Raw genomic sequence first — 11,505 nt, 5'->3', positions numbered from 1 at the left:
TCTTGCCTTGTCTCTCTTTTTTGTTCGACGGAATTCCCGGGCGGAATCGCGGCGCCCCTCGCGCCGCGCCCGATGCTACTTGGCTGTCGGCATGACGAACTCGGCGCCCTTGCCGATGCTCTCGGGCCAGCGCTGCATGACCGACTTCTGCTTGGTATAGAAGCGCACGCCCTCTTCGCCATAAGCGTGCATGTCGCCGAACAGCGAACGCTTCCAGCCGCCGAAGCCGTGCCAGGCCATGGGCACCGGAATCGGCACGTTGATGCCGACCATGCCCACCTGGATGCGGCGGCTGAACTCGCGCGCCACGTTGCCGTCGCGGGTGAAGCAGCTCACGCCGTTGCCGAACTCGTGCGCGTTGACGAGGTCGATCGCGTCCTTGAAGTTGGCCACGCGCACGCAGCTGAGCACCGGGCCGAAGATCTCTTCCTTGTAGATGCGCATCTCGGGCGTGACGTGGTCGAACAGCGTGCCGCCCATCCAGAAGCCGTCGCCGCAGCCTTCGCCGGCGGCGTTGCCGTCGAACTTGCGACCGTCGACCAGCAGCTTCGCGCCTTCCTTCTCGCCCTGGGCGATGTAGCCGGTGATGCGCTCGTGCGCGGCGCGGGTGACGATCGGGCCCATCTCGGCCGCGAGGTTCTCGCCGTTCAGCACCTTCAGCGTCTTCGTGCGTTCGATGAGCTTGGGAATGATCTTGTCGGCCACGTCGCCCACCAGCACCGCCACGCTGATGGCCATGCAGCGTTCGCCGGCCGAGCCGTAGCCGGCGCCGATCAGCGCGTCGACCGTCTGGTCGATGTCGGCGTCGGGCAGCACCACCATGTGGTTCTTCGCGCCGCCCAGGGCCTGCACGCGCTTGCCGTTGCGGGCGCCGGTCTCGTAGATGTAGTTGGCGATGGGCGTGGAGCCGACGAAGCTGACGGCCTTGACGTCGGGGTGCTCCAGCAGAGCGTCGACGGCCGCCTTGTCGCCCTGCACCACGTTGAACACGCCATCGGGCAGGCCGGCTTCCTTCAGCAGCTCGGCCATGCGCAGCGAGGGCGTCGGGTCGGTCGGGCTAGGCTTGAGCACGAAGGTGTTGCCCGCGGCGATGGCCACCGGGAACATCCACATCGGCACCATCACCGGGAAGTTGAAGGGCGTGATGCCCGCGACCACGCCCAGAGGCTGGCGCAGCGTCCAGTTGTCGATGCCGGTGCTCACCTGGTCGGTGAAGTCGCCCTTGAGCAGCTGGGGAATGCCGCAGGCGAATTCGACGATATCGATGCCGCGGCTGACTTCGCCCTGCGCGTCGGTGAAGACCTTGCCGTGCTCGGCGGTGATCATGTGGGCCAGCTCGTCCTTGTGCTCGTTGAGCAGCTGCAGGAACTTGAACATGACGCGCGCGCGGCGGATCGGCGGGGTGTCGGCCCAGGCCGGGAACGCGGCCTGCGCGGCGGCGACGGCGGCGCCGACCTGGTCGGCATTCGCCAGGCCGGCCTTGCCGGTGACTGCGCCGGTGGCGGGGTTGGTCACGTCCTGCGTGCGGCCGGAGGTGTTGGCGACGAGCTTGCCGCCGATGAAGTGGTCGATGGAAGTAGGCATGGGGAGGGCTCTGGAAGGAGGTTCGCTGACGAAGGAGTGCGGCCAGTTTAGGCAGCGTGTTGTTCCTCGCCTAGTCACGAAGACTGAACTTATTGTTCAGAATAGCGAACAATCGAACCATGAAACCCCAAAATATCGAGTCGCTCTGGACGCACCTGCACTGGCTCACGGTGCTCGCGCAGCAGGGCAGCTTCACGGCAGCCGCGCTGCGCCTGGGCGTGAGCAAGGCGGCCATGAGCCAGCGCATCGCCGAGCTCGAACGCGCGGCCGGCGCGCCATTGGTGCAGCGCACAACGCGCAGCGTGCGACTCACCGAAGCCGGCCAGCGGCTGGTGGAAGACATGCGCGAACCCTTCGAGCAGATCGCCCACAGCTTCGCCGGCGTGCGCGACCTCGCTGGCGTGCCGCGCGGGCTGGTGCGGGTGACGGCGCCGGTCGCCTTCGCGCGCCAGCAGCTGGTGCCCAGGCTGGCCGACTTCCTGCGCGCGCAGCCCGAGGTGCGCATCGAGCTCGACCTGTCCGACCGGCTCAGCTCGCTGGCAATGGAAGGCTTCGACCTCGCCATCCGCCACACCGCCGCGCCGCCCGACACGCACGTCGCCTGGACGCTGTGCGAAACCCGCTCGGTGCTGGTGGCCAGCCGCGCCTACCTGCGCCGCCGGGGCACGCCGCGCGAACCCCAGGCGCTGGCCGGCCACGACTGCCTGCACTACCCGCGCGCGCAGGAAACGCCGACCTGGCACTTCGAAGCCCGCAAGGCCTCGGCGCCGCGCATCACGGTGCCGGTGTCGGGTCCGCTGGTGGCGAACAACAGCGAGGCGCTGCGCGACGCGGCGCTGAGCGGACTGGGCATCGCGCTGGTGCCCGACTTCAGTGCGCAGGCGGCGCTGCAGTCGGGCAAGCTGCAGCAGGTGCTGCCGCAGTGGCGCTCGGTGGGCGCGTTCGGCGAGCGGCTGTATGCAATTCGCCCGTACGCCACGCACGTGCCGCAGGCGGTGACCGCTTTCGTGGGCTGGCTGCGCGAGGCGTTGTCGGAAGGTTTCGAACCCTGAAGAAATCATGAAGAAACGGCGTCGTGCCCTACGCGAACGAAGGGTCTGGAGCACCTTGACTCCGGATGCACGCGGTTACGATGCGCGCTTGCACCCCTGCTTTTGTTAACTTTCCCGCTCACCTGCCTTGTCTATGTCTCCCGCCACATCGCCTGCCGACGCTTCCGCCGCCGACAGCGCGTGGCCCCGCATCGGGCAGCGGGAGCAGGATGGCCGGCAGTGGACGGTGGCCAGCGGCTGCTGGACCACGCTGGCGATGTCGTCCAAGCCGGCCTGGATGGCGCTGGCGAAAAGCCTGGAAGCCGCCCCACCCGCCGACGACCGGGCCTGGGACCTGCGCCCCATCGGGCAGCTCGACCACATCGGCGCGCAGCTGCTGTGGGAACACTGGCGCCACCAGTGGCCGGCCACCCTCGAAATGCTGCCGCAGCACAAGGCCGTGCTCGACCAGGTGGCGCAATACACCGTCGCCACGCCGGACGAGCCCTCGCCCTCGCTGAACGAGCGCATCCGCGCGTTCTCGCACAACGGGCCGCGCGCCATGTACGTGATGCGCGACTTCACGATGCTCGTCGGCCAGCTCGCGCTCGACCTGGGCCGGCTGGTGCGCGCGCCGCACCGCGGGCCGTGGCGCGATTTCTCGGGGCACCTCTACCAGTTCGGCGCGACGGCGCTGCACATCACGGCGCTGGTCGGGCTGCTGATCGGCGTGGTGCTGGCCTACCTGATCTCGCAGCAGCTGCGGCAGTACGGCGCCGAGACTTTCGTGGTGAACATCCTCGGGCTCTCGCTGATCCGCGAGCTGGGGCCGGTGCTGGCGGCGGTGCTGATCGCCGGGCGCTCGGGCTCGGCCATCACGGCGCAGATCGGCGTGATGCGCGTGACCGAGGAGCTCGACGCGATGCGCGTGATGGGCATCCCGCACGGCTTCCGCCTCGTGATGCCGCGCGTGCTGGCGCTGGCCATCGCGATGCCGCTGATCAGCCTGTGGACCTCGATGGCCGCGCTCGCCGGCGGCATGCTGGCGGCCGACGCGGCGCTCGACATCTCGCCGGCCTATTTCCTCTCGGCGCTGCCGCGCGCGGTGCCGATCTCGAACCTGTGGCTGGCCATGGCCAAGTCGGCGGTGTTCGGCATCCTGATCGCGCTGATCGGCTGCTATTTCGGCATGAAGGTGAAGCCGAACACCGAGAGCCTCGGGCGCGGCACCACCTCGTCGGTCGTCACCTCGATCACCGCCGTGATCCTGGTCGACGCGCTTTTCGCCGTGCTCTTCAAGGGCATAGGCTTCCGGGCATGAGGGCGTGAAACCATGAGCATGCCCGTGCGCCCCGACACCGACGCCACCGTGGTGGACATCCGCGGCCTGTGGACCGTGTTCCAGAGCGCCGACGGCGAGCAGGTGGTGCATCGCGACCTGCAGCTGCACATCGACCGCGGCGAGGTGCTCTCGCTGGTGGGCGGCTCGGGCACGGGCAAGACGGTGCTGCTGCGGCAGATCCTCGGCCTCGAGAAACCCACGCGCGGACATGTCGAGGTGCTGGGCCAGGAGCCCGGCGAGCTCAGCGCGTCGGGCGCGGCCAACGTGGGCATGCTGTTCCAGCACGGCGCGCTGTTCTCGGCCTTCAGCGTTCTGGAGAACATCGCCTTCCCGCTGCGCGAGCTGAAGCTGCTGCCCGACGAGCTCATCCGCCACGCGGCGCTGGTGAAGCTGCAGATGGTGGGCCTGGGCCCGCAGCATGCCAACAAGAGCCCGGCCGATCTTTCGGGCGGCATGATCAAGCGCGTGGCGCTGGCGCGCGCGCTCATCATGGATCCGCCGCTGCTGCTGCTCGACGAGCCCACGGCCGGCCTCGACCCCGAGGCCTCTGACAGCTTCTGCGACCTGCTGCGCGGCCTGCACCGCGAGCTGGGCCTCACGGTGGTGATGGTCACCCACGACCTGGACACGCTGTTCGACCTGAGCACCCGCATCGCGGTGCTGGCCGACCAGAAGGTGATCGTCACCGGCGCGGCGCGCGAGGTCATCGCGTACCCGCATCCCTTCATCCACGAATACTTTCTCGGCGGGCGCGGCCAGCGCGCCCTCGAAGCGCTGCATGACAAGCCAGCCGGACAATCCCCCGCGCAACAGGCCCCCGCGGCCGGGCGCTGAAAGGTAGGTAGCCACCATGGAAAACAAGGCCCACGCCATCGCCGCCGGCGCCTTCGTGCTCGGACTGATCGCCGCGCTCGTCGCGCTGGTGGTCTGGTTCACGCGCGACAGCACCGTGCGCAACATCTACGAGCTTTCCACGCGCGACGCGGTCAGCGGCCTGCAGCCGCAGGCCATGGTGCGCTACCGCGGCATCGCGGTGGGCAAGGTGGCGTCGATCGACTTCGACCCGAAGGTCAAGGGCAACGTGCGGGTGCGCATCACGGTCGACGAGCGCGTGCCGCTCACCACCTCCAGCTTCGCCACGCTGAGCTACCAGGGCGTGACCGGCCTGGCCTTCATCGCGCTGGACGACAAGGGCGAATCGACCGTCTCGCTCAAGCCGAACAACGACGACCCGCCGCGCATCCCGCTCAAGCCCTCGATGCTGGCGCAGCTGCAGGACCGCGGCGAGGCCATCATCAACCAGGTCGAGGAAGTGACGAAGCGCGCCAACCAGTTGCTGAGCGACCCCAACCAGAAGCGCGCGGCCGATGCGCTGGAGAACATCGCGGCCGCCTCGGCCAGCGCCAACACGCTGCTCAAGACGCTCGACAACACGGTGAAGACCGGCCTGAACCCGGCGCTGACGAAGCTGCCCGACACCATGGCCTCGGTGAAGAAGGCGGCGGGCGACGTCTCGCGCGTGGCCAACAACTTCAACACCACCGTGGGCAGGCTGAACGCGCCCGACGGTCCGGTCGAGCGGCTGAGCGACGGCACCAAGGCGCTGGCGCAGGCGGTCGATTCGTTCAACGCCGCCACGCTGCCGCGCGTGAACCGCGTGGCCGACGACACCTCGCACGCCGTGCGCCGGCTGGGCCGCGCGGCGGACAGCATCAACGACAACCCGCAATCGCTGCTGTTCGGCAACGGCGCCGCGGCCGCGGGCCCGGGCGAGCCGGGCTTCCAAGCGCCGGCCGCGACGCGGCCTTGAACCAGCCCCGGGGAGGATCACCGACCATGAACGCCATTCGCTCCTTGACGACGAAGACCCCTGCAGCCATCGCGCTCGGCTGCGCGATGCTGCTGGCGGCCGGCTGCGGCGCGCTGCCCGACAAGCCCGCGCGCGCCACGCTCTACGACTTCGGCCCCGGCCCGGCGGCATCCGCCTCGGCGCCCTCGCCGGCGACGCTGCCCACGCTTTCGCTGGCGGAGTTCGAGAGCAACTCGCGCCTGGAAGGCACGCAGATCCTCTACCGGCTGGGATATGCCGACGTCAACGAGCTGCGCCCCTACGGCCAGTCGCGCTGGAGCCTGCCGCCCTCGCAGCTGCTGCGCCAGCGGTTGCGCGACACGCTGTCGGAGCGCCGCATGGTGCTGGGCCCCGAAGAGGCCGCAACCATCTCGCGCGGCCGGGGCGAGGCGCCCGACACACTGCGCATCTCGCTCGACGAGTTCAGCCACTACTTCGATTCGGCGAACACCAGCACGGGCCTGGTGCGCCTGCGCGCCACGCTGGTCCGCACCACGAGCGGCGGCGACCGCGTGCTGGGCCAGCGCCTGTTCACCGTGCGCCGCCCGGCGCCCAGCGCGGACGCGCCCGGCGGCGTGAAGGCGCTGGTCGCGGCCAGCGACGCCGCCGTGGCCGAGGTGGTGCAGTGGGTGGACCAGTTGCAGCAGCAACAGCCACGGCAGTAATCTCCGGCAAGGACACGGAAGGAAGGATCATCGACCCATGAACGCAACTCGCATCGTCGGCATCCTGCTGATCGTGGCCGGCATCGCCGCCCTGGCCATGGGCAGCTTCAGCTTCACCAAGGAAACCCACCAGGCCAAGCTCGGGCCGCTGGAGTTCTCGGTGAAGGAGAAGGAAACGGTCAACCTGCCGGTGTGGGCCGGCGTGGCCGTGATTGTGGTCGGCGGGGCGCTGGTGCTGCTCGGGGGCAGGAAGGGCTGAGCCCCCTCAGCCTCTCGAGCCCGGCACGCCCGCCAGCAGCTGCGGCAGCAGCTCTTCGGAAGTACCGCGCAGCACCACGGCCGCCGCGTCGTCCAGGTGCGGCAGCGGCTCCAGGTTCAGCGTGATGAGCCGCGCGCCGTGCGACAGCGCGGTCTGCGGCAGCTCGGCCGCCGGATAGACGATGGTGGTGCTGCCCACCACCATGAACAGATCGCACTCCTGCGCCGCCACCTGCGCGTCGAGCAACACGCCTTCGTTCAGCATCTCGCCGAACATCACCACGTCGGGCCGCGCGTGCGAGCCGCAGCGCAGGCAGCGGTGGAAGGGCCAGGGGCCGCTGCGGTTGCCGCAACGATCGCAGCGCCAGCGGCGCAGCGAGCCGTGCAGCTCGAGCACGTCCTGGCCGCCGGCCAGCGTGAGCAGCCCGTCGACGTTCTGCGTGACCAGCCGGGTGGCCGGGCGCAGCCGCTGCAGCAGCGCGAGCGCGGTGTGGCCCGGATTGGGCTGCGCCGACTCGATCATCGACAGGCGCTGCGCCCAGAACTTCGTGAAGCCGGCGGGGTCGCGCTGCAGGTCCTCGGCGTGGGAGAACTGCAGCGCGTTCTGGCTCTTCCACAGGCCGTCGGCGTCGCGGTAGGTCGGAATGCCCGAGGCGCGCGACAGGCCTGCGCCCGAGAACACGACGATGCGCCGGGCATTGCGAAGCAGCTCGGTGGCCGCCTGGATGGCAGAAGCGGGGGAAGAGGGAGAAGAGATGTCTGTTGTGACTGGCGTCATCGCTCTGGTCTGAGGGAATTGGCTGCTGCTGCCGCCGCCTGCGCCGGCGAGGCGCCGAGGCGTTGCGACACGGTGTCGGCGCAGGCCTTGAGCGCGCGGGAAATCTCGCCGTCCCACGCGGTGTCGAAGATGCCGGCCGGGCCGATGGCAGTGACGGCCAGCACGATGGCGCCAGTGTGGTCGAAGACGGGCGCGGCCATGGCGCTCACGCCCTCGATGACCTCGCCGTCGGAACGGCTGATGCCGTGCGCGCGCACTTCCTGCAGCTGGCGCTCGAAGTCGCTCCACGAAGGCAGCGGCTGCACCGGCGGCATGCCGGCTGCGGGAGCGGGCTCCGCGCCCTTGCGCTGCTTCTGGCGCTGGCGCTCCTCCTCGAGCAGCTGGCGCACCACGCCGGCGTCGAGGTAAGCGGCGAATACCCGGCCCGAGGCGGTGTTGGTCAGCGAGAACACCGTGCCGTGCCGCATGTTCACGTGCACCGGCGAGGGCGATTCGGCCGTGCGCACGATGGTCGCGCCGCGCGCGCCCCACACGGCCAGCGCCACGGTGTGGCCGATCTGCTGCGCGAGCTGGCCGATCAGCGGGGTGGCGATGTGCACCGGGTCGGCCTGCTGCAGGCTGATGAGGCCCAGTTGCAAGGCGAGCGGGCCGAGCAGATAGTGGCCGCTGGCGCGGTCCTGCTCGATGAGGCCCAGCCGCCCGAAGCTGACCATGTACGGATGCGCCTTGGCGGCCGTCATGTCGGCCTCGCGCGCCAGGTCCTTCAGCGCCATGGGCCGGCCGTGATGCACCAGCGCGCGCAGCAGCTGGCCGCCGACTTCGATGCTCTGGATGCCGCGCTGGGCGCGGTCGTTGTCACTGGCTGCCATGGCCTGCCTCGCCTTCTGGTCGTTCGTTCATGAAGAAGGGATTAGACATTAACTGATCTGCGGCTTACACTGCGGCCATTCGTTAACTGCAAATTCGTTCGACTTAAACGAATTTCAAGATTCAACCCCACCGACGGAGACACCCGATGAGCCAAGCCAAGAAATTCGCCAGCCAGGCCGACATGGAAGAGAAGAAGGTCACCTTCAGCCAGATCTCCGAACATGCCTGGGCCTACACCGCCGAGGGCGACCCCAACACCGGCATCGTGATCGGCGACGACTGCGTGCTGGTGGCCGACACCCAGGCCACCCCCGCCATGGCGGCCGACGTGGTGCGCCGCATCCGCGAAGTGACCGACAAGCCCATCAAGTACGTGGTGCTCACCCACTACCACGCGGTGCGTGTGCTGGGCGCCGCAGGCTACGGCGCCGAACATGTGCTGGCCAGCCAGGACACGCGCGACCTGATCGTCGAGCGCGGCGAGCAGGACAAGGCCAGCGAGATCGGCCGCTTCCCGCGCCTGTTCCAGAACGTCGAGACCGTGCCGCCGGGCCTGACCTGGCCCACCATGACCTTCACCGGCAAGATGACCCTGTGGCTGGGCAAGCTCGAAGTGCAGCTGATCCAGCTCGGCCGCGGCCACACCAAGGGCGACACCGTCGTCTGGCTGCCGCAGGAGCGCACGCTGCTGTCGGGCGACCTGGTCGAGTTCGGCGCCACGCCGTACGCCGGCGACGCCTACTTCAAGGACTGGCCGCAGACGCTGGACAACATCGCCGCGCTCAAGCCCGTGGCACTGGTGCCGGGCCGCGGCGCGGCGCTGACCACGCCCGAGGCCGTGTCCGAAGGCCTCACCGGCACGCGCGACTTCATCTCCGACGTCTACGCCAGCGTGCAGGCAGGCGTGAAGGCCGGGCGCGACCTGAACGCGGTCTACAAGGAAACCTACGAGAAGCTCAAGCCCAAGTACAGCCAGTGGGTGATCTTCGACCACTGCATGCCCTTCGACGTGAGCCGCGCCTACGACGAGGCCTCGGGCCATGCCGACCCGCGCATCTGGACGGCCGAGCGCGACGTCGAGATGTGGAAGGCCCTCGAAGGCTGATCGAACTGCTCCCTCCCCCTCTGGGGGAGGGTTGGGGTGGGGGCAGGCAGAGCGCCCGAAGTGACGGCAGCTTGCCCCCATCCCGGCCTTCCCCCAGCGGGGGAAGGAGCGAAGACCAAAGACACGGAGACAAGTACGTGATCGACTATCAGAGCCTGCGCTTCGACTACCGCCGCCACGCCGACCAGGACGCGGCCACGCCTGCGCGCCACCCGGTGGTGGTGGTCGGCGCCGGCCCGGTCGGGCTGACGCTGGCCATCGACCTCGCGCTGCGGCAGGTGCCCGTGGTGCTGCTGGACAACGACAACACCCTTTCGAGCGGCTCGCGCGCGATCTGCTTCGCCAAGCGCACGCTCGAAGTGTTCGACCGCCTGGGCTGCGGCGACCGCATGGTCGACAAGGGCGTGTCGTGGAACGTGGGCAAGGTGTTCTTCCACGACGAGCAGGTCTACCGCTTCGACCTGCTTCCCGAGCCCGGCCACGAGCGCCCGGCCTTCATCAACCTGCAGCAGTACTACGTCGAGGGCTACCTCGTCGAGCGCGCGGCCGAGCTGCCGCTGGTCGACCTGCGCTGGAACAACAAGGTCACGGGCATCGAGCAGCGCGAGGACGGCGCGGTGCTGACGGTGGAAACGCCCGAAGGCAGCTACCGGCTCCAGGCGGACTACGTCGCCGCCTGCGACGGCTCGCGCTCCAACCTGCGCCAGATGCTGGGCCTGGAAGCCAAGGGCCGCGTGTTCCGCGACCGCTTCCTGATCGCAGACATCACGATGGACGCGCACCTGCCCACCGAACGGCGCTTCTGGTTCGACCCGTCGTTCCACCCCGGCCAGAGCGTGCTGCTGCACAAGCAGGCCGACGGCATGTGGCGCGTGGACTTCCAGCTCGGCTGGGACGCCGACCCGGTGGAAGAACGCAAGCCCGAGAACATCACGCCGCGCGTGCGCGCCCTGCTCGACAGCATCGGCTTCGAGGGCGTGCAGTTCCAGATCGGCTGGGCCAGCGTCTACACCTTCGCCTGCCAGCGCATGGAGCGCTTCCGCCACGGCCGCGTGCTGTTCGCGGGCGACTCGGCGCACGGCGTGTCGCCCTTCGGCGCGCGCGGCGCCAACTCGGGCGTGCAGGACGCCGACAACCTCGCCTGGAAGCTCGCCGCCGTGGTGCAGGGCCAGGCGCCCGAGGCGCTGCTCGACAGCTACGCCAGCGAGCGCGAGTACGCCGCCGACGAGAACATCCGCAACTCCACGCGCGCGACCGACTTCATCACGCCCAAGAGCGAGGTGAGCCGGCTCTTCCGCGACGCGGTGTTGGAGCTGACGAAGCGCCACGCCTTCGCGCGCACGCTGGTCAACAGCGGGCGGCTGTCCGTGCCTTCGGTGCTGCGCGATTCGCCGCTGAACACGCCGGACGCCGACGCCTTCTCGGGCGCGATGGTGCCTGGCGCCGCCGCCGCCGACGCGCCCGTGGCACACGCGGACGGCAGCACCGGCTGGCTGCTGCGCGAATGCCATGTCTCGCAGTTCACCGCGCTGGTGTTCGGCCAGGGCGAGGCGGCCGAGCGCAGCCTCGGCGAGCTGAAAGCCAGCGACCTGCCGTTGCACGTGGTGCGCGTCGAGGACGGCGCCAAGGGCAGCGAGCTGGCAACGCAGCGCTACGACGCGCGGCCCGGCACCGTATATCTGCTGCGGCCCGACCAGCATGTGTGCGCACGCTGGCGGCAGCCTTCGGCAGCGGACATCCGCACGGCCGTCGACCGCGCACTGGCAAAGGCGTGAACACCATGCAGCAGCATCAACAACAGCAACACCTCATCACCGCGCCGAACCTCGAGGCGCCCGACGACTTCTACGAAGCGCTCATCGAGGCGCACCAGGGGCTTTCCACCGAGGAGAGCCACGCCTTCAACGCGCGCCTCGTGCTCGTGCTGGCCAACCACATCGGCTCGCTGGCCGTGCTGCGCGAGGCCTTCGACGCGGCGCGCGCCGGCTGAGCGCCGCCCCTGCCCGGCCCGGAACACATTCCA

12 protein-coding genes are annotated in these 11,505 nt (G+C 69.4%); 9 read left to right on the top strand and 3 right to left on the bottom strand.

Annotation, left to right across the window (positions count from 1 at the left end; translation table 11 throughout):
• Nucleotides 1-75: 75 nt before the first annotated feature.
• A complete protein-coding gene (locus tag ABL840_RS02295; protein ID WP_093301340.1) occupies nucleotides 76-1,584 on the bottom strand; it encodes a CoA-acylating methylmalonate-semialdehyde dehydrogenase in 1,509 nt (502 codons plus the stop codon).
• Nucleotides 1,585-1,703: 119 nt separating this feature from the next.
• Here ABL840_RS02295 and ABL840_RS02290 point away from each other — a divergent pair, with 119 nt between their 5' ends.
• From ABL840_RS02290 to ABL840_RS02265, 6 genes are all read left to right on the top strand, one after another.
• Entirely contained in the window at nucleotides 1,704-2,636 is a 933-nt protein-coding gene (locus ABL840_RS02290; RefSeq protein WP_093301339.1) for a LysR family transcriptional regulator, read from the top strand.
• 133 nt (nucleotides 2,637-2,769) lie between these two features.
• Nucleotides 2,770-3,936, top strand: a complete 1,167-nt coding sequence (locus ABL840_RS02285) for an MlaE family ABC transporter permease (protein ID WP_093301337.1) — start codon at nucleotides 2,770-2,772, stop codon at nucleotides 3,934-3,936.
• Between the two features lie 12 nt (nucleotides 3,937-3,948).
• Nucleotides 3,949-4,791: an ABC transporter ATP-binding protein gene (locus tag ABL840_RS02280; protein ID WP_093206914.1), complete on the top strand. Its 843-nt coding sequence runs from the start codon at nucleotides 3,949-3,951 to the stop codon at nucleotides 4,789-4,791.
• 16 nt (nucleotides 4,792-4,807) lie between these two features.
• Nucleotides 4,808-5,767, top strand: coding sequence for an MlaD family protein (locus ABL840_RS02275; protein ID WP_093301336.1), 960 nt, complete (start codon nucleotides 4,808-4,810; stop codon nucleotides 5,765-5,767).
• Between the two features lie 26 nt (nucleotides 5,768-5,793).
• The gene (locus tag ABL840_RS02270) at nucleotides 5,794-6,471 is read left to right on the top strand and encodes an ABC-type transport auxiliary lipoprotein family protein (protein ID WP_093301334.1); all 678 of its coding nucleotides are present in this window, start codon (nucleotides 5,794-5,796) and stop codon (nucleotides 6,469-6,471) included.
• A 37-nt stretch (nucleotides 6,472-6,508) separates the two neighbouring features.
• Complete coding sequence (locus ABL840_RS02265; protein WP_093301333.1) at nucleotides 6,509-6,730, top strand: hypothetical protein; 222 nt, start codon at nucleotides 6,509-6,511, stop codon at nucleotides 6,728-6,730.
• Nucleotides 6,731-6,736: 6 nt separating this feature from the next.
• On the opposite strand, the gene ABL840_RS02260 is transcribed toward ABL840_RS02265, so the two are convergent.
• Together ABL840_RS02260 and ABL840_RS02255 are read right to left on the bottom strand one after the other, a co-directional pair.
• Nucleotides 6,737-7,507, bottom strand: coding sequence for an SIR2 family NAD-dependent protein deacylase (locus ABL840_RS02260; protein WP_093301331.1), 771 nt, complete (start codon nucleotides 7,505-7,507; stop codon nucleotides 6,737-6,739).
• Nucleotides 7,504-8,376 carry an IclR family transcriptional regulator gene (locus tag ABL840_RS02255; protein WP_093301330.1) on the bottom strand — a complete coding sequence of 291 codons (873 nt, stop codon included), beginning with the start codon at nucleotides 8,374-8,376 and terminating at the stop codon, nucleotides 7,504-7,506. The genes ABL840_RS02260 and ABL840_RS02255 overlap by 4 nt, the downstream gene beginning before the upstream one ends.
• Nucleotides 8,377-8,522: 146 nt before the next feature.
• Here ABL840_RS02255 and ABL840_RS02250 point away from each other — a divergent pair, with 146 nt between their 5' ends.
• From ABL840_RS02250 to ABL840_RS02240, 3 genes are all read left to right on the top strand, one after another.
• The gene (locus tag ABL840_RS02250) at nucleotides 8,523-9,482 is read left to right on the top strand and encodes an MBL fold metallo-hydrolase (protein WP_093301328.1); all 960 of its coding nucleotides are present in this window, start codon (nucleotides 8,523-8,525) and stop codon (nucleotides 9,480-9,482) included.
• Between the two features lie 137 nt (nucleotides 9,483-9,619).
• Complete coding sequence (locus ABL840_RS02245) at nucleotides 9,620-11,257, top strand: FAD-dependent oxidoreductase (protein WP_093301327.1); 1,638 nt, start codon at nucleotides 9,620-9,622, stop codon at nucleotides 11,255-11,257.
• A gap of 5 nt (nucleotides 11,258-11,262) precedes the next feature.
• On the top strand, nucleotides 11,263-11,472 hold the full coding sequence (locus ABL840_RS02240) for a DUF2783 domain-containing protein (protein WP_093206988.1): 210 nt from the start codon (nucleotides 11,263-11,265) through the stop codon (nucleotides 11,470-11,472).
• The last annotated feature ends 33 nt before the right edge of the window (nucleotides 11,473-11,505 follow it).

It is taken from the genome of Variovorax sp. NFACC27 (assembly GCF_048301545.1).
Classification (GTDB): domain Bacteria; phylum Pseudomonadota; class Gammaproteobacteria; order Burkholderiales; family Burkholderiaceae_C; genus Variovorax; species Variovorax gossypii.
Note: the sequence above shows the minus strand (reverse complement) of the source record. Positions and strands in the feature narration are given on the sequence as shown.